The 18,643-nt window shown below is 31.1% G+C and carries 14 protein-coding genes, 1 tRNA gene and 1 pseudogene; 8 read left to right on the plus strand and 8 right to left on the minus strand.

What is annotated here, in order from left to right; translation table 11 throughout:
* Positions 1–3: 3 nt before the first annotated feature.
* The 6 genes from TAGGR_RS06645 to TAGGR_RS06670 all read right to left on the minus strand — a co-directional run bounded on the left by TAGGR_RS06645 (position 4) and on the right by TAGGR_RS06670 (position 6,878).
* Entirely contained in the window at positions 4–1,683 is a 1,680-nt protein-coding gene (locus tag TAGGR_RS06645) for a polysaccharide biosynthesis/export family protein (RefSeq protein WP_082673601.1), read from the minus strand.
* Entirely contained in the window at positions 1,680–2,825 is a 1,146-nt protein-coding gene (locus TAGGR_RS06650; protein ID WP_059176593.1) for a KpsE/RkpR family capsule polysaccharide export protein, read from the minus strand. Before TAGGR_RS06650 ends, TAGGR_RS06645 begins: the two co-directional genes overlap by 4 nt.
* On the minus strand, positions 2,773–3,465 hold the full coding sequence (locus TAGGR_RS06655) for an ABC transporter ATP-binding protein (RefSeq protein WP_059176594.1): 693 nt from the start codon (positions 3,463–3,465) through the stop codon (positions 2,773–2,775). Before TAGGR_RS06655 ends, TAGGR_RS06650 begins: the two co-directional genes overlap by 53 nt.
* A complete protein-coding gene (locus TAGGR_RS06660; RefSeq protein ID WP_059176595.1) occupies positions 3,462–4,259 on the minus strand; it encodes an ABC transporter permease in 798 nt (265 codons plus the stop codon). Before TAGGR_RS06660 ends, TAGGR_RS06655 begins: the two co-directional genes overlap by 4 nt.
* 261 nt (positions 4,260–4,520) lie before the next feature.
* Entirely contained in the window at positions 4,521–5,234 is a 714-nt protein-coding gene (locus tag TAGGR_RS06665) for a hypothetical protein (RefSeq protein ID WP_059176596.1), read from the minus strand.
* Between the two features lie 207 nt (positions 5,235–5,441).
* Entirely contained in the window at positions 5,442–6,878 is a 1,437-nt protein-coding gene (locus TAGGR_RS06670; protein WP_059176597.1) for a DNA methyltransferase, read from the minus strand.
* Between the two features lie 234 nt (positions 6,879–7,112).
* Between TAGGR_RS06670 and TAGGR_RS06675 the strand changes: the two genes are divergently transcribed.
* The gene (locus TAGGR_RS06675) at positions 7,113–8,573 is read left to right on the plus strand and encodes a UvrD-helicase domain-containing protein (RefSeq protein WP_059176598.1); all 1,461 of its coding nucleotides are present in this window, start codon (positions 7,113–7,115) and stop codon (positions 8,571–8,573) included.
* 7 nt (positions 8,574–8,580) lie between these two features.
* On the opposite strand, the gene TAGGR_RS06680 is transcribed toward TAGGR_RS06675, so the two are convergent.
* Positions 8,581–9,384, minus strand: a complete 804-nt coding sequence (locus tag TAGGR_RS06680; protein ID WP_059176599.1) for a rolling circle replication-associated protein — start codon at positions 9,382–9,384, stop codon at positions 8,581–8,583.
* A 601-nt stretch (positions 9,385–9,985) separates the two neighbouring features.
* Here TAGGR_RS06680 and TAGGR_RS11165 point away from each other — a divergent pair.
* The 7 genes and pseudogenes from TAGGR_RS11165 to TAGGR_RS06710 all read left to right on the plus strand — a co-directional run bounded on the left by TAGGR_RS11165 (position 9,986) and on the right by TAGGR_RS06710 (position 18,532).
* Positions 9,986–10,239, plus strand: a pseudogene (locus TAGGR_RS11165) (type II toxin-antitoxin system HicA family toxin).
* Between the two features lie 3 nt (positions 10,240–10,242).
* Positions 10,243–10,452: a type II toxin-antitoxin system HicB family antitoxin gene (locus TAGGR_RS06685; RefSeq protein ID WP_059176600.1), complete on the plus strand. Its 210-nt coding sequence runs from the start codon at positions 10,243–10,245 to the stop codon at positions 10,450–10,452.
* Positions 10,453–11,399: 947 nt separating this feature from the next.
* Positions 11,400–12,749 carry a hypothetical protein gene (locus tag TAGGR_RS06690; protein ID WP_059176601.1) on the plus strand — a complete coding sequence of 450 codons (1,350 nt, stop codon included), beginning with the start codon at positions 11,400–11,402 and terminating at the stop codon, positions 12,747–12,749.
* Between the two features lie 496 nt (positions 12,750–13,245).
* Entirely contained in the window at positions 13,246–15,015 is a 1,770-nt protein-coding gene (locus TAGGR_RS06695; protein WP_059176602.1) for an ATP-binding protein, read from the plus strand.
* 235 nt (positions 15,016–15,250) lie between these two features.
* A complete protein-coding gene (locus TAGGR_RS06700) occupies positions 15,251–16,660 on the plus strand; it encodes an ATP-binding protein (protein WP_059176603.1) in 1,410 nt (469 codons plus the stop codon).
* 437 nt (positions 16,661–17,097) lie between these two features.
* The gene (locus TAGGR_RS06705) at positions 17,098–17,412 is read left to right on the plus strand and encodes a helix-turn-helix transcriptional regulator (protein WP_038058652.1); all 315 of its coding nucleotides are present in this window, start codon (positions 17,098–17,100) and stop codon (positions 17,410–17,412) included.
* Between the two features lie 67 nt (positions 17,413–17,479).
* On the plus strand, positions 17,480–18,532 hold the full coding sequence (locus TAGGR_RS06710) for a tyrosine-type recombinase/integrase (protein ID WP_059176604.1): 1,053 nt from the start codon (positions 17,480–17,482) through the stop codon (positions 18,530–18,532).
* Between the two features lie 27 nt (positions 18,533–18,559).
* Here the strand turns inward: TAGGR_RS06710 and TAGGR_RS06715 are convergent.
* Positions 18,560–18,631: transfer RNA gene (locus TAGGR_RS06715), tRNA-Val, on the minus strand.
* Positions 18,632–18,643 lie beyond the last annotated feature (12 nt).

Raw genomic sequence — 18,643 nt, forward strand, 5'->3', positions numbered from 1 at the left:
TTCCTACCATGCTAACAATAAAACTCTCGCCGTTACCGCAATTTGATAGAGTATCTGTGTAATTCCTCTTACAATCTCTATGCTTTTTGCTTCAATCTTTGGTAGCACGAATATTTCATCTCCAGGCTGTATTTTTGCTTTATCTCCATCCTCAAATTTTCCATTTTGATGCAAAACTACTATAACATTTTTGTTTGCTCTTTGTGTAAAACCACCTGACTGCTCAATATAGTAGTCTATATCCTTATCTGGAGCATAAAGTATTGCATTTGGAAATCTAACCTCACCATGAACCATTACAACAGAGGTTTTCTCAGGTATTGTTATTACATCGCCATCTTCAAGCAAAGTGACTTTTGCTTCTTCTAATGAGCCTAATGTTATCTGACCCTTTGGTTCAATATTTTTTGCAAGGTCAATAAATTTCATGATCAGTTCTGCTTCCTTTGCCCTTAAATTGGCTTCTTCCTGTGTTTCTGATCTGCCTGTAAGTGCATAGTTTTGAAGCTGCTGAAGTGATGTAAGAAGCATCTCTTTCTGTCTCTGAGCAACTGATTTTCTAAAAAGTTGGATTGCCTCAAGATTTGACCTTACATTTGGCACAATCTTAGGTAAAACATCTTTCATTGTTGCTCCATAGGGAAGCACTAAAGCATGAGAACCCATATGAGCTCCTTCAACTCTAACAAGTATTGTTCCTGGATATCTATCTGAAAGAACTGTTACCTCATCTCCATTGTAAATTTTTACTTTCTCAAGCTCTGTAAGAGCATAATATTCAGTATATTTCTCCAATCCTTGCTTTCTTGTTACTGTTAGATGAGTGGCTCCGGGCTTAGGTTTAGCAAGTGCCATAGCATTTTTTCCACTTATGTATTCTCCTTCAAACTCAAACTGAAAGGGGTTAAATACCTCTCCAGTGACTGTGAAAGTGCTCTTTTTCGGTGCTACAAAAATAGTGTCTCCATCAACCATCTGAATGAGTTCCAGCTTTCCATTTAGTAAAAAATCATAAAGATTGACCTTTTTTCTTATCTGTTGAGCCCTTAAAACAGTAATATCTATGAAACTCCCTCTCTGTGAGTCAACTCCTCCTGCTCTATCAAGGTAGTAAAGTACAGAGTTTGATGAAAGACCGCCATAAAGCCCTGGATTTTTTACAAAACCTGTAACAAATACTTTAACTGGTACTGCTGTTTCTAAGGAAGCATAGACTCCTACTATGTTTTTGAATACTTTTCTCACTGCTGACTCAACTACACTGTTTAATTCTGCGTTTCTAACACCTAACATATAAACAGGTCCTACCTGAGGAATAAAGATATTACCCTGAGGGTCAACTGTGAGTGTACTTTCAAACTGAACTGCTCCCCACATTCTTATAGTGATTCTGTCTCCTATTGCTACTTGATAGTCAGGATTAAAGCCTGTGTATTGCTCTGATGCAAATTTTCCTAAAAAGAGTTGCTCCCCAAATACGGTAATTTGTACTGGCTGTGGCGGCTGCGGAGGTTGAATTTGAGCAGGCTGTGGCGTAATTATTGGTTGTGCTTGAGTTTGTTGGGCTTGTTGAAAAGGTAAAATCTGCTGAACAGCTTGGACTGGCAAAGGCTGGGATGTCTGTTGCGCAAAAGCAGGACAGATTAATAAAAAAGTGATAAAAAACCATATAAAAATTTTCATAGTCTATGCTCCTTGATAACTCCTATTATAATTTTTAATATTCCATAGAAAATTAAAAGTAGCAAAGTTGCAAGAGCTAAATTATAAGTTTTCTTTGGATAAAGGGCTTCATCAGGCAAATTAGGTGATGCTATAATTACAAGATTTTTTAGCTTTCTCGAGGCTTCCACCCTTGTTGTCTCAAGAGCACTGAGCGTTGCTTTATATACATCTGTTGAGAAATCAAGCTCAAGTTTATGATTAAGATACTCAGCAGCAATTTTGTTAAGTTTTGAGTCTCCTCCTCCAACAATTTTTGATTTTTCTATCTCTCTCTGTTCTTTTAAAGCTTTGATTTGGCTTTTTAATGCCTGCACCTGAAAAGAGTCTTCACTTAGATAGGTAAGCAAATTTTTAAGTTGAGCTTCCTGTGAGGCAAGCTGAGTTTCAAGTTGTGCAACAAGACTAACTGCTGCCTGTGCTTCCTGGGTAGGATCTATTACTTTGTAAGTGTTTTGAAATTTAATCAAGGTATTTTTTGCTGATTGCATTTTTTGATTGGCATAGGAAAGCTCTTGCTCTATAAAATTCATCTGCTCCTTTGCTATTTTATGGGATACTCCATTTATGTATTTTTCACACTGCTCAAGTATTGCCTCATTTATTTTTTTTGCATCTTCAGGTGTGAAAGCATAAACTTTAATTGTAAGAATTGAGGATATATCATCATACTTCACATCCACAATATGTTTTTGATAGTATTTTAAAAATTCTTCATGAGTTGCATCAGAAGAAAGCCTTTGTACAAAATCTATTTTTTTATTTTGATAGATTTTTTTTAGACTGAGTTTCCTTTCAAGATAATCAAGCATGTCATAAGAAAGTATGTACTCTTGAAAATACATAGCATCTTCTCTTACTGTAGGATTTCCGAAAGAAAAGAGGCTTAAATTAAATGAAGTGGGTTGCTGTCCTGTTTCTTTTATTGTAATTTTTGACTCACTTATGAATTTGTCTGAGGCTATAAGAACATAATAAAAAGTAAGAATAGAAATTGGAAAAACTACTATAGAAATGAAAAGATAATGTTTTTTTAAAAACTCTTTTTTATCAATCTGTTTTAGCCAGTTCTGGAATTGCTGTAGTCTTTGAGATATCTGCATAGAATTTGGTAGCCTCCTTGAAGTTTTCAAACACAATAAGATCACCCTTATAAGGAATAGCGAATATATCACAAAATTTATTAAGTTTGCTTATATCATGGGATGTCATTATTACATTTGATTTTTTTAGTTTTTCTCTTAAGATTTGATTACATTTTTTCCTAAAATTTATATCTCCTACTGCTGTAACTTCATCTATAAGATAGTAGTCAAAATCAAAAGCCATGCTCAATGCGAAGGCAAGTCTTGCTCTCATTCCTGCAGAGTATGTTTTTATAGGCATTTCAAAGTATTCTCCAAGCTCAGTGAATTCCTTAACAAAAGCTATTTTATCAGCCATATCTCCGTTTGCTCCATAAATCATACATACAAATTTAACTATTTCAAAGCCTGTAAGACTCCCCTGAAAACCACCTGAAAAGGCTACAGGCCATGAGACAGACTTATTTGTGATGATTTCTCCACTGTCTGGATAATCAATCTTTCCTATCAGCCTTAAAAGAGTTGATTTGCCAGCACCATTTGGACCAATTATTCCAATATTTTTGCCTTCAGGAAATAAAGCATTTACATTTCTGTATACATAATGTCTGCCATATTTTGTTATATATGATTTTGTAACATTTCTTAGTTCAATCATTCTGAAGCAAGCACCTCTCTTATTTTAAGTCTGTATAAAACTAAGCCTAAAAATAAAGCACTTATTGTGCAAATTATTATAAAGTTTAAACTACACATATCAGCTTTGTAAAGGGGAAAAAAACTTGCTCTGCTAAGCTCTATGAAATGAAGACAAGGATTCCAGAGAAGATATATCTGAAATTTCTTGGGAATCATGTTTATGGAGAAAAAAAGACCAGATGTAAAAAATAAAAACATCATAATTGGAGGAATGACGTTTCTTGCCTCTTCATAAATATTTACAATCATGCAAAATATCATTCCAACTCCGAAGGAAAAAAGATAGAAAAGAAAATAAATACCTATTAAACCAAGCGGGTCTTTTATTTCTGTTCTAAAACCAATAAAATCAAGAATAATAAAAACTATGACCCATAAAATCATGAAAATAACACCCTCAAGAATCCATCTTGAAAGCATCGCATCTATTGGTTTAACAGGCTGATAGGCAAAAAGCCCTCTGTTTGCATCAATTGAGTTCATAACCTGGCTTACTATATGCCTAAACATAAAAAAAGGGACAAGACCTGCTGCTAAAAACAAAGGGTAGTCAACATGATATATTATTTTATCAGCTGCTCCACGAAGAGAACCTGCCAGAATTCCTCTTATTCCTACAAACATGGCAATATGCAAAAAAGGCTCTATCAATGCCCATAGATATCCAAGACGATATTTACCAAAACGAGTTTTGAGTTCTCTTACAAAAATCGCAAAAACAACTCTTTTGATCTGGGATATTTCTTTAAGCATAAAACATTATATTATAAAAAAGTATGAAATTCCAATTATACTAAAGAACCTTAGTATACCTTCAAAAATGCCGCGGTGCCGTCTCATCGAAATCTACCCTCTGCAGTTACTCTATTGAACTCTAAAACTCATTAAAACTTATCAGTCGCCTTAAAAGAAAAGAGAGCTACTAAAATGTGGACAAAACTCATTTCATAAAAAGCTTAACGAGGAGGTGACTTATTACCCTTAAGCCACCCCTTCTTTTCGGGACGTCCCGACTTAAGCCCCTAAAAGCCCTTTCTCATAAAAGTAGATGAATTTCTCACAGATATATAGGAATAAGGCACTGTCATAATCATTTCCAGTTAATTCTCTTGCTATGTTTAAGGCTTTCTCAACTGTTTCTGCCTCATTTTCATGAGGATAGGACAGGTAATAAAATTTTTCATGTTTTACGTTTTGTCCTGAACTGTCATTTTCCTCTTCATGCATCCTTTCTAATTCTCTTATATCTCCTTCAGAAACCTCAAAGCGACTGTCTTCATTCTTAACACTTCTTTCAGGATTGAGGATCTCATTTTTTATCCTCTTTATCTGTTTTACACTTAGATATGGAAGTTTGGATAGCAGTTCTGCGATTTTCTCTTCATTAACTTTTTCTACTAAGTAACATAGCTCTCTTAGTTTGTAAAAACCTACTTTCATAAAATCACTTTTCTTGATTCCAAACTTAAGAATTAGCCTATTTACATTTACATAGTCATAAAAGGTCTTAAGCTTAATGTGGTATCCATAAGCATTAAGTTCATTGAGATACTGCCTCAGATTCTGAAATCCTTTGTTTTCCCACTCTTTTTCAAGGATAATTTCATGGCAAATTGAACACAAATTCCATTTGTTCTCCTGTTCGTTGGTAAGGCATGTTTTCAGATTCTCGGTCAAATCCATCGGGTTTGTAAGCTCCTTCTTTAAAGTTGTAACGCTTGTTATCATGGCTTTTTCCTCCTTTTTAAAATTTTTTATTTCTACTTAGTTATACCCTAATTTTGGAGGTGGTAAGATTTATTTTGGACATAAGACTGATAAGGGTTTATATTATCGGTGGATTATAAAAAAGCTATTTGGAAAAAATAGAATTTTTGTTTGGTTAAATTTAAAGATTTCTTTCAGAGCGCCCCGAAAATTTGAGTTAGGAGAGTATTACTGACTGTTTTTGTTATTAAGCATTAAATTTTCCCGCTGAGCCTTTAATCTTTCTTCTGTTATCTGGACATACTTTTCAGTTATCTCTATTCCTATCCATTTTCTTCCTATTCTCTCTGCAACTAATGCCACTGTTCCTGAACCTAAGAATGGGTCTAACACTACTCCTTCTTCAGGACAGCCCATCTCTAAAAGAGCCTCTACAAGTCTCTGTGGCATGATTGAAAAGTGAGCTACGTTTATCCTTTCAGGATTTACAAACCAAACATTCCCAACATAGGCTAAAGGTGATATTACCAAGACTGCTTTTTTGTATTCGTCTTTTACTATCTCTTCATACTCAGGCAAGTCAAGCACTGGTTTTATTATTTCCCATGCCTCCCACGAGGGTATTGCTGCTCCTGTTAGGTCTGTTCTGAAAAAATGACAAAGTGTTCCTTTACTTATACCTGTTATAAGGGAAAGTTCTCTTAAGGAAAGACCCGACTGTTTGAGTTTTCTCTTTAGGAATCCATTAACATTGTTTACTGCTTCTTCATAAAGCTCTATGAATGAATTGTCAGGATTTCGAAATTTAAGTATTCTTCTTGCTGCATAGGAGGCACTGAGTGAGATTGATTCTGATTTTATGTATTTTGAGTTGATAGGACTTGCCTCTATAAGCTTACTTATGCTTACTTTTTCTTGATTCGTGTTATGATTGGTATGGTTATTTTTATTTGTTAAATTTTTACTGTTTTTACTTTTAATATGTAAAGGATTTGTCTTTGGCTTTTTGAAGTAGTATCTTTCTGATTTTACTGCATGGATTACTACTTCATAACTTTTGCTTAATCTGTCCATTGCACTTTCAGGCATTCCTGAACCTATCTGTCTTTTCTGTTTCACGTCATAGACCTTTTTGCTCCATACTATCATGTCTCTTATTATCCATCCCCTACTTTGCATCTGTATTGCCAGTCTGTATGGTACAAGTAGAAGTTGTTTTGGTTTAACCCAGTGTTTGTGTTTTTTAAACCTGTATATTGGAATGGGTCCTCCATTTTTTCTATCTGTATGAGAATCACTTATTAAAGAAGAATTATGGAAGGAGAGATTTCTTCTTAAGCTATTGGCATAGGTATCACCGATATTTAAGAAGACATTGCCTGTGTTTTTTAATACTCTCATGCACTGGTCAAATATGTCTGCAAGGTGTTTTACATATAAATCCACATCTGGTTCTAAACCAAGCTGTCCATACCAGCCACCACATTTTGTGCAGAAATTGTATTTATCCCATATATGCTTGCATCTTTTGTCACCATCCCAGAGTATTTCACATTCACTACCGTAGTTTCTTGAGTAATAATAAGGGGGAGAAGTAATTATACAGTCAACGGAATTAGAGTCAATCTTTTTTAGTTCTTCAAGGGCATTACCTATGAGTATCATTTTTCTTATTATATTTCAATTTTACTTTAAGAGAGAAATGGTTAAATCTTAAAAGTAATTGAAAAAGCTGGAATTATTAAGCAAAAGGAAAGTTTCAGGAGAAGATAGTAATAGGTGTGCAGATGCTGCGACGTCGCAACATCTGCTACCACCCTTATGCTATCAAAATCTCTTTTTCATCAGATTCATTTAGTTTTTTATTTTTTATAAAAAAATAATTAAATGGAGGAATCTATGATAAAAGAATTTACAGAAGAACAAAAATTCGTAATCAATAAAGCCTTTAATGTTCAATCTCTTAAAATTAATGCACTCGCGGGTACTGGAAAAACTACCGCCTGTTTCGGTCTTATTGATGAAGCATTAAAGAGAAATTACAGTACCCTTTATCTTGTTTTTAACAGGTCCATGAAGAATGAGGCAAAAGACCTATCAAAAAAATACTTTATAAAAAGTAATAATCTAAAGATTTCTACTGCCCACGGATTAGCTTACGATATGCTTGCAAAAATTGGATATTTTAAATATAGAACAATTAACAATCTTAAAGCTTTAAATCTCATGGAGTCTAATATTACAAAAGATTTTGATTCAGCATTGGGCATTATTTCAGTTTTTAACAGTTTCCTATGGAGTGAATATCTCTTAGATGAGACTGAGCAGTTTTTTGAAATTATATCAAATGACAAAGATTTATATAAAATCATTAGTGACCGTAAAATCACTCCAGAACATTTAAATATGATAATTAGAAAAATTGAATATAATCAGCTTCCCTGCGGATTTGACTATTATCTCAAAAAGTGTTTAACTCTTCTTGCAAGAGGTGAAATTAAGCTTAACTATGACATGGTCATAATTGATGAAGCCCAAGATATAAATCTCTCAATTTTCAGTTTTGCAAAGCACTTATGCATAAGACATTTAATTCTTTTTGGAGACAAGCATCAGGCTATTTACAACTTTACAGGGAGAGTAAATCTGATAGATTATTTAAATAATACAGAGGAAGCATATCTTACAGTGTCATTTAGATTAAATGAAAAAGTTACAAAAATAGCAAATGAAATTTTAAAGCTAAAAGGTGAAAAAAACTTAATAAAGTCAAAGCAAATTAATACACCAGAAAAATCAAAAGCAATAATAAGCAGAACTAATGAAGAATTGATAAAATTTTATCTTAATCTGCCTGAGGAATTGGAGAAAATGGTTAAATTTGAAAGAAAAATTGAAGAAATACTTAAGCTTCACTTTACGCTGAGTTGCATTATTCATCAAATTAATCCAGAAATTCTATGTCATAAATATAAAATCAAAAAAGAAAAAGTTTTAATTGAATTTGTATACCATAACCTTAAAAACAGCTCTAATACAGAATTTTTTGGGTATTTAAAGAATCTGCTATTGTATGGAAAAAATTTCTCTCAAGAGTCAGACCTAATCACTGCCTATCGCTTAGCTCAAGAGCTTTCACCAGATAGAATTTTAAAAATTATTGATAAATACAATTCATATAAAAAGGAAAATAAAGAACTCTATATGGGAACAGTTCACAGTTGCAAAGGTAAAGAATACAAAGAAGTATTTCTGCTTAAAGACTTAAGATTAAATAAAAACTATGATCAATATCATTTGAATCTGCTTTATACTGCTGTAAGTCGTGCTTCAGAAGATTGTATTTTTTTCAAAAAGTGACTAAGATTTAAATGAATCTTTTGGCAAATTTTTTAATTATCACTAAATACTCAAAGCCGTTTCTGAATTCATTTTCAAGAGAATAATCAACTACATTATGCAGTTCGTCGTAGACTATTATATCTAAGATAAATTTTCCTATGTCCCTGGTAATTAAAACAATAAGATTATAGCCATATTTTCTCTTAAACAGTATTTTTAAATAATCTTTAAAATTTAAAGATTCAAAAAACAGATCAGTCTTTAATTTTTGACAAATACCAAAAATTCTTATTTTTCTCTTTAAATTCAAAAGATATGGTGCAGTTGTTAAAAAATTAAATAATGCCTTTGAAAACCTATTTAATATAATCTTTTTAAAATGTTTTTTATATTTAAAACTCTTACTTAAGTAAGAAACTATTACGTTAAATGTATGATAACTAACAGTTCTTATGTTACTGCTTCCCCAATGCCAATTAGACTTGTCAGGAAATTTTATTGAAACACCTTTTGGTAAAACTAAAATTAAATGATAATGTGGTACTCCTCTTTCTTGAGCTTCTAATACCCAGATATAAAAGAAATCCTTTCTACCTGATAATTGTCTTTCTATATGTATCCTTAAATTAGTTAAATATGTGTTTAACCCATTGTTATCAATAAAATTTTTAAACTGTATTATATCAGAAAATGTTAATGTAATTAACTTCATTTCATGAGTTCCTCTGTTAACATAAAATTTAAGAGTGTTTAATGCAATTAAAACTGATTTTCTTGCTCTTTTGAATTTTTTCATAAAATATTTTTCTAAATTATTTTTAATTGACATCTTTTTACCTCTCTTTCTGATTTATTAATAAAAAAATAAAAAACATTCTTAACTAGAACACATGAGTAATAAAAATAAAATTTTGAGTTATTATTTATTTAAAAAAATAAACCCCTATGTCTTTCATCTTCTTGTCAATCAGGCAGTCATGTAAAAAGTCAGAGAAAATTTCATGAGGTCTAACGAGGAAAGTCGTGCAGCGGCGCCGCTGCATCTGATTTCATAATAACATCAAAAAAATTATAATAAGGTATGTTTCTCTCTCTCTCTTATCATTCAAAAGTCTTATGTTTAAAACAATTAAAATTCAGAAAAGATGTCGGGACGTCCCGACATCTTTGTAATGCATCGATAAAAATCTTTAATAGATAAAAAGAACTCTTCTGCCTTTTTCATATAAATTTTATCTGTAGCCATTAATGACCGTTAGTGCCTTTACTCAAAAATTTATTTACACTTTAGAAAATATTAATACTGTCTATAGAAATTCAAATTCTGTGATGGTAAATTTTAACTTCAAGGCTTTGGCACTATTCGTTACCGTAATTTCCATAATTAAATAGTTTTTAGATAAAAGAAAAGTCTGTGATAAAATATATTAATGAGCGTAGACAAAAAATTTCTTGATAAATTGTTGTCTGGATTATCAGATAAAAATTTAAGGTTTGAAGATCTAAGAAAACTGTTAATAGATTTTGGCTTTAAGGAGAGAATAAAGGGAAGTCATCATATATTTTTAGGGAATAAATTGAGGAAATAATAAATTTGCAACCGTTGATTGATGGAAAAGCAAAACCCTATCAAGTAAAACAAGTGAGAAGTTTGATATTAAAATACAAGCTTCACAAGGGGTAAAAGATGTATAGGTATGAAATAATAATCTATTGGTCTGAGGAAGATGAGGCTTTCATCGCTGAAGTGCCAGAACTTCCAGGATGCATGGCTGATAGCAAAACCTATGAAGAAGCAGTTAATAATGTTAAGGTAGTAATTGAGGAATGGATAGAAACTGCAAAATCTTTAGGCAGAGAAATCCCTCAACCAAAGGGTAAATTAGCATTTGCTTAATATACTAAAGCCTCGATAAGACGTATTATTTGTGAAAATTCTCAATAAAACTGATCCTCCCCTAATATTAAATGATTTATAAAACAGAGTAAAGTTGATCAGCATAAAGGATTGAGTAATGATAAATTTCAAATTAAGCTATTTATTTTCATATTTTTTTACTCATGAAAAAATGAATAACAATTTTGAGTCCTTTATAATTCCAATACAATTCTGTGGAATCGCATCATTTAAACCTTGAAATGTATTTAAAAATTTATAATTAGATCAGTTTTGGTAATTTTTGGCTGAATAGGAAATTAATAAACATAAGTAATTTAAAAGATTTTTCTAAATTCTTCTGATTTTTATTAAAATTTTGAGACCCTATAACTTTACTGTTTTAAATAATAATTTTTTTATTTATATTTTAAGTTTTGAAATTTTTAAAACTATTCAAAAAATTTCTCTGGAAATTTTTTGAATTTAGCAATGTTATTTTATTTCTAATTTAAATAAATATAATTTAATTAATTAACTATTGTTTAAATATATATTTTCTTTTTTTACCTTAATTTTTTGTGTTTTTAATTTTAGCAATGTTATTTTTTTTCTGGTTATATCATGAAAAAATCTAAAAATATCAATCACTTTACAATAAAAATCAATCAAAAACAGGACAACTTATAAAAAAATAGGACAAGTCTTATAAAAGTCAGGACACTTTCAATAAAAATCAGGACATTTCATTCAAAAATCAGGATAAATCCAAAAGCTCTTTACTTTGGAGTTATGTAATCTGAAATTAAAAGTTCTACTTTCTTACTGTTTAATTCAATAAATAATCTGATACGTTAATTTTCTAAGTTTAAAAAAACTATTTCCCTCTCTCTACCCCTATCTGCTTGAATAATTTTCAATTTCATGAGGATTTTTATTTTTTAATAAAAACAATATGGAGGGTTAAAATGAAAGAAACAAAAAATATTGAGTCTGAAGAGAGAATTCTGAATGAAAAAAATGACAAACCAGAACAAATCACCGAGAAGGATTTTTATGAAGATTATGTAGATTTTGCCGATCTCTTTGCAAATGTCTCTATTCATGATAATGTTAAAAATAGTGAGCAAGAAATTGAACCTGAAAACACAAAACAAAAATACGACAAAATTTATAAAAGAGAGACTTTGAAACAACCTGAAACAAAAAAGAGGGAAAAGGCATCAGATGATTCTGTAGAGGAAATCTGTATAGAGAGTAATATTAATAAATATCTCGTATACAACAAAGTATACTGGAGACACATACAATTTTGGTTTGGCTTAATGAAGTTGTTTAACACTCAAAGACAACAGACAATAACTTTCAGCTGTAGAAAAATTATCTCGCTACTAAGATGGGGGAAAGATAAAAGTTCATACAAGAAAATTGAAGACTCAATAAATTTTTTTGCAAGAGAGATAGAGTTCAAAAATTATTGCTTCTGGTCTGAAAAGGATAAAAAGAAAAAGAAAATAAAAAGTATCAAGTTCAAGCCAATTGATATAGTTAAAGAAAAAAATTACTTCCAATTAACACTAAATTCTTACCTATACAAAAACCTGAAGTCAGGGATAGTAGTTTGGAAAAAAATCAATTGGAATCAGCCAAAAATAATACAGAAATTCCTATTTGTTCTTGATACGATAATGATACCCTATCATAAAAGGGTTAAAAATCAGATTCTTTCAATCAAGAACATTGATTTAAACAAATACTTCACAAAAAGTGAAATAATGGGAATAAAGAGATACTATAAATATTTTAAAGAAAATCTATCTGGAACATATTACGAAATTTTAGATTTAAAAATAAACAGAGAAAAGCTCTCTTTGGAAGTTTACACTAACTTTTATACTCAAAAGACAGACTATTATGTTGAAAAATATGGAGACTTAATTGATACAACAGAGAAGCTTATTGCATGTTTTTTCACGAACAAGAACAAAAATCCCTCCCTTGAGAGAAAATTAAGCCAAAACGATTTTAAATATCTTATATCCTTCCTTAATAAATATGGTTTAGCAAGAACCACGTTTCTCATATATTACATTTCTCAGGAGATAGAAACAGCAGTCTTAAAAGATTTTGGAAAATTTAGTCTGATAAAACTATTCAAGAGGTTTAAGTCATCAGCTATGAGAATGTTTTTGCAATATGATGGTAAGAAAATAGAGAAAAAAGGGTTCAATGTAAATGAATACGGTGTGATTTTTGCAGAATTTTTTGTAAAAAAGAGGAAATTCCCAGAGATTGTTGAGAAAATTTTCAAGAAATGATCAATCTAATTCGGATGAATCTGATTTGCTCAAAATACGAACATAATAAATCACCTAAAGAAAGAAATGATAAAAGTGCAGGTAAGAAATCTCTCCATCAAAATACCTTGAAATGGATATGAGGGAGTTTGAAGTTGGAAAAATAATAATTTTATGAATAATAGCATATGCTATAGAATCAATTTTTTAATGTTACCTAATCCTACAAAATTGACAGATCTGAACTTTCCATACTTTTTTGGGGCTTCATGAAATTTCATGAAAAGGTAGTGGCAATTATTGTGAGATTTTTTAACTAATTTATTTGCAGGAAGAAATAATTGATAAAACTGATAAGGTTTGGTCTTTCATTATTTAAAAAAGAAAATTCAAAATTTTCAACTTTTTATTAAAAATTTTCTATGTTTTTTATTTTTTTATTGTAAGGAGAAAATTTAGTGAAAAATTTATTTGGGTATAATTTAATCGGAAAATAAAAAATAGAAGGAGGTTTACAATGCTTTTAAAAATTCCAGTTTTTAGACAGTTTACAGATTTAGAAGAACTAAAGAGATTCATACCTCCAAGTTTTAATCGTTCATTGGTAGTTGTGAAAGAGATTCTCGATAATGCATGTGATGAGGCTGAAAAGAAAGATTACATAGTTGAAGTTAGTTTAAAAGATATAACTCTCACTGTTAAAAACAAAGGTATCTTTACAGAAGACCAGCTACAGGTTATTTCAGACTTTTCTGAAAGGATAACAAGCAAATACCTCAAAAAATCATATCAAAGAGGAGCTATTGGACAGGGGCTTATGATTGCAATAATGCTCTCAGATATAGATAACCATCCAGTAATAATTAACTCCAATCAAAAACAGTTCAAGATTGAGCAAGACAGATTTTCCGAATTTTCTAAATTTTTGAAAAAAGTTGCAAAACCAGTTAAAGCGTTCTGGTATGGTAAAAATGCAATATCTGAGAGAATTGAGGTTCTTAGCTATAAAAAGATTTCTCTTTCAAGTAATGAAACCATAGAGATCATAGCAAGCAGAGAGCTTAAAGATAATGTTCTATGCGTGAATGGAAGTTTAGTTCATTCGATCTTTTATAGCTCCGATGAGGATGGTTATGTTGTAAATTTAACATCCTTTCTTAATGAGCCTCAGAAAAAGAAGCCAATTAAATGCCTTTTTATATATCACTCTCCGAACATTCGTTATGCTGACAAAAATAAAGAAAGAGTTAAAATACCATACAAAATTTCAAGATACATAAAAAACTTCTACAAAAACATCTCCATAAAATCAGCTGCTGGTGAAAAGGACTGGATTCTAATAAAAGAAAAGTGTCAAAAAATAGCTGAAAAAAAGAATATCACCAAAGAAAATATTTTAAAAGAATATGGAAAATCAATGAAACCCTGGAGATATGTTTTTCTTCTACTTTGCAAAAATATAATTGATGAACTTAATTCAAAATACGGTGCTGTAACCATAAGACAGGTTTATTATCAGCTTGTAAGTAAAGGATACATAAGCAATGCTGAGAACAGCTATTCAAATTTAGTGGCTCAGCTTACCGATGCAAGAGAGATGGGGATAATTGATTATTTTGCTTTTGAAGATCGTTCACGATATCTTTTAAAGCCAAAAACTATCTCAATAAAAACAAATCCAAAAGATATAGTTAAAGATGCCGTAATATCTTCACTTAAGCCACCAGAGATTGATATATGGGAAAATCAAGACTACCACTTAGAGCTTTGGATTGAAAAAGATGCTTTACTTAAGCTTTTCAAAAAAATTGCAGATAAGCATCAACTTAATCTTTATCCAAGCAGGGGATACTCTTCACTTACCAAAATTCATGAAGCAAAAGAGAGATTTAAAGAACAGATAAGAAAAGGCAAAGAATGCGTCATTCTATACTTTGGAGACCTTGACCCTTCAGGATGGAACATTTACGAAGTGATACAGAAAAAGTTTTCAGACTTACCCGTAACAATTGAAAGAATAGCAGTAAACCCAGACCAGACAGAAGGGCTTATACCCATGCCTTTAAAAGAAAAAGACACGAGAATAAATGGATTTCTGGAAGAACTTAAACTTACAGAATGCTACGAACTTGATGCTCTTGAACCAGAGCTAATTTTATCTTTAGCTGAAAATGCAATAGATAAATATTTTGATAAAAACTTAATTCCTGATGATTCTGAGTGGTTCAAAAAGTATCAAGAAATAACTGAAAAAATAATAAAACTTGTAAATGAGATTGAAGCATGACATTTTTATCTTTTGAAATTTTATAAAGTTAGTTTAAAAAGTATGTCAAGCCATTTTCAGAATATAAAAATGCAGCGGCGCCGCTGCATTTTTATCTTACTAAATATGACCTAAACACTTACAAAATCTCTTTTTTATGAAATTTTTATTTTTTTACTAAATTGAAATATTAAAATTTCTTGCGTTTTAACCATCTTTTAAGTATAATTATAATTATACTAAACTGGATTATACTATGGGAGAATTGAAATTTATCAACAGAAAAAATGAATTAGAATCACTTAACAGATTATACTCTAAAGAAGGCTTTCAGTTCGTTCCCATATATGGAAGAAGAAGAGTTGGCAAAACAAGGCTAATTCAAGAGTTCATAAAGGACAAACCCGCTATATATTATCTTGCTGATTCAGTTTCAGAGAGAGAACAACTCAAAAATTTAGGTAAAGAAGTCGGTGAGTTTTTCAGAGACCAGATACTCACTGAGGCTGGGTTTAAAGATTGGTATCAGCTTTTTAGATATTTGAAAGATAAATCAAAGGATAGATTAATACTGGTAATAGATGAATTCCCCTATCTTGTTAACTCTAATTCTGCCATATCATCAATATTTCAAAAGGGTATAGACCAATATCTAAAAGAAACTCAGACATTTTTAATTCTTATGGGTTCAAGTATTGGTATGATGGAAAAGGAAGTCCTCCATTATAAAGCACCTCTTTATGGAAGAAGAACCGCTTCCTTAGAAATTAAGGAAATGAACATATCAGCCCTTTTTGAACTTTTTCCAAACAAAAAAATCTCTGATATAGTAAAAATTTATTCTGTCTTTGGAACAATTCCCGCATATCTTGAAAAAATTGATACTAAAAAAGACATATTTTCAAACATAGAAGACCTTGTTTTAGATAAAAGCTCTTTTTTATACAACGAAGTAGAGTTTATCGTAAGAGAAGAATTAAGAGAGCCAAGAAACTACTTTGTAATTTTGAAGGCAATTGCACAGGGAAAACACAAACTTTCAGAAATCATAAATGAAACAGGTTTTGAAAAAAGCATGGTGTCAAGATATCTTGATATACTTAAATCACTAAGATATGTTAAGAAAGAAATTCCCATAACAGAGAAAAACCCTGAGAAAAGTAAATTAGGTTTGTATCGGATTTTTGATAGATATTTTAACTTTTGGTTTAAATTCATCTTTCCAAACAGAAGATGGATAGAGATTGGAAGAGGAGATGTATTATTGAATTACATAAAAGAGCAGTTTGAACATCATGTATCCTCTGTTTTCGAAGATGCCTGTATAGAAATATGTGAAATATTAATGCAGAAAGGGCTAATAAGGTTTAGCCAAATTGGTAAATGGTGGACAAAAGACAGTGAAATAGACATAGTTGCATTAGATGATGAAACTAAGACGGTTTATTTCGGAGAATGTAAGTGGAGTAACAAAAAAGTAGGCGAAAATGTCTATCATGAGCTCGTTGAAAAATCAAAAAAAATCTCTTACTATGGTAAAAGGCAGAAAAACAAATACATTTTATTTAGCAAAAATGGATTTACTGATAGGGTCAAAGATTTGGCAAAGAGGGATGGTGTAATTTTAATAGACTGTAGCGGTTCCTCTATTTTATCTTTAGAGTAAACTGTCATTAAACATCCTTAATTTTCTAAAATTTTTAATTATAATTCAATATGTTATATCAAACTTTTTCGCAACAATGAAAATTTCCTTCATACGATTAAAATTAAATTTTATACATTCAATAACTTAATTTCTATTTATTTAAAAAATGAGCAAAGAGTGGCTTAATGATTTATGGTAGATGCTGCTGCGCCGCAGCATCTACGTTGGAAGGATTTCTATAAAATAATACTAAAAAAATAAAAAAGATTATCTATTACTTCATTTTCAATTTTATTAAAACAATCATGAGAAATTCTATCGCCTGTTATATATGAAAACAGAGAAAACGTCCTTTTATCAAAAAAAATTATCACTTAACATAATCAAATTTTTTTAAAGCCTAAAAAAATAATTTTCAGTCCAACTTTTAGAGAGATTTTTATTTTTTATATGAGATGGATAATTCACAAGAAAGGAAATATAAGGTTAAGTGGAATATAAAAAGAAATGAATCAGAGGTGGCTGAGAATAGTTTAAGGTTGCTGAAGATTTCTGAAGTTTCTAAGATTCTTGGGATATCAAAAAGAACAGTTTATAACTATGTGAAAGAAGGAAAGCTTCCCTGTGTGAAGCTTTCAAATAGGGCATTGAGGTTTAAAGAGACAGATTTAATGAAGCTTATCTCTGAAAGAACAATCACATATGAGCCAAGTGAAAAAACAGATTTTATAGCCAAGAGAGTGCTTGAAAAAATCTTAAAGAGGGGGTAAATTATGTTAAGGACAAAGGTCTTTGACAAGGGAAACCCTGTATTTGAGCCATAGTTAGGAGGTAACTATGGGCTTATACAGGAGAGGAAAAATTTATTGGGCTTCTCTAACTCACAACGGTGAACAGATTAGATTTTCTACAAAGTGCAGAGATAAAAAGGAAGCTGAGGCTGTTTATGCCAAGATACTTCTTGAGCTTAAAATTGGCAAGGTAGCAGTAATCCAACCAGAGAAAAAGGAAAAGATAACATTCAATCAGTTTTTTGTTGAGCAGTATCTGCCTTTCTGTAAAAAACAAAGTTCATATAATACAAAACGATACTCACTAAATATGATTCCTGAATGGTTTAAGTCAACTCCTTTGATGGATTTCAATACGAGACATATTGACCTGTTTGTTAGCGAACTTGCAACAACAAGAAAACCAGCTACTGTTAACAAACTCCTTCACATTGTGAAGCACGCATTTAGAAAGGCTCTTGATTGGGAACTGATAGATGAGGCTACCTTTAAAAAGATTGACAAGGTTAAACCACTTAAGGGAGAGACAAAAAGGCTCAGATATCTTAATCAAGAGGAAATCCAAAGGCTTTTATCACACTGTGATAATTATCTTTATCCAATCGTTTTTACCGCACTTAATACAGGAATGCGGAGAGGAGAGATACTTAATCTTAAATGGGAGAACATTGACCTGAAAAATGGACTAATACTTCTTGAAAAAACCAAAAACGGTGAGCGAAGAGAGATCCCGATGAATGAGAGCTTAAAGACACTGTTTAGACAACTTTACACACAAAGAAGGCTTGACACTGATTACGTATTCATCAATCCAAAAACAGGAACAAGACTAACTGAATTTAAAAGAAGCTTTGCCACTGCACTTAAGAAAGCTGGCATAAGGGATTTTACTTTTCACGATTTAAGACATACTTTTGCAAGTCAGCTTGTGATGGCTGGAATTGACCTGAGAACCGTTCAGGAGCTACTTGGACACAAGACAATTACAATGACTCTTAGATATGCTCATCTATCAGAAGCTCATAAAAGAGAAGCTGTAAGGACATTGGAGAACAAACTTTATCACAATTTTATCACAATTTCATTGCAAGCTAAATAGGCAGGCTAAAAAATCCTTAAAAATCAATGGGCGATGAGGGATTTGAACCCACGACCTCTTCCGTGTGAAGGAAGCGCTCTCCCACTGAGCTAATCGCCCATTTGATGAATT

It is taken from the genome of Thermodesulfovibrio aggregans (assembly GCF_001514535.1).
Lineage (GTDB): Bacteria > Nitrospirota > Thermodesulfovibrionia > Thermodesulfovibrionales > Thermodesulfovibrionaceae > Thermodesulfovibrio > Thermodesulfovibrio aggregans.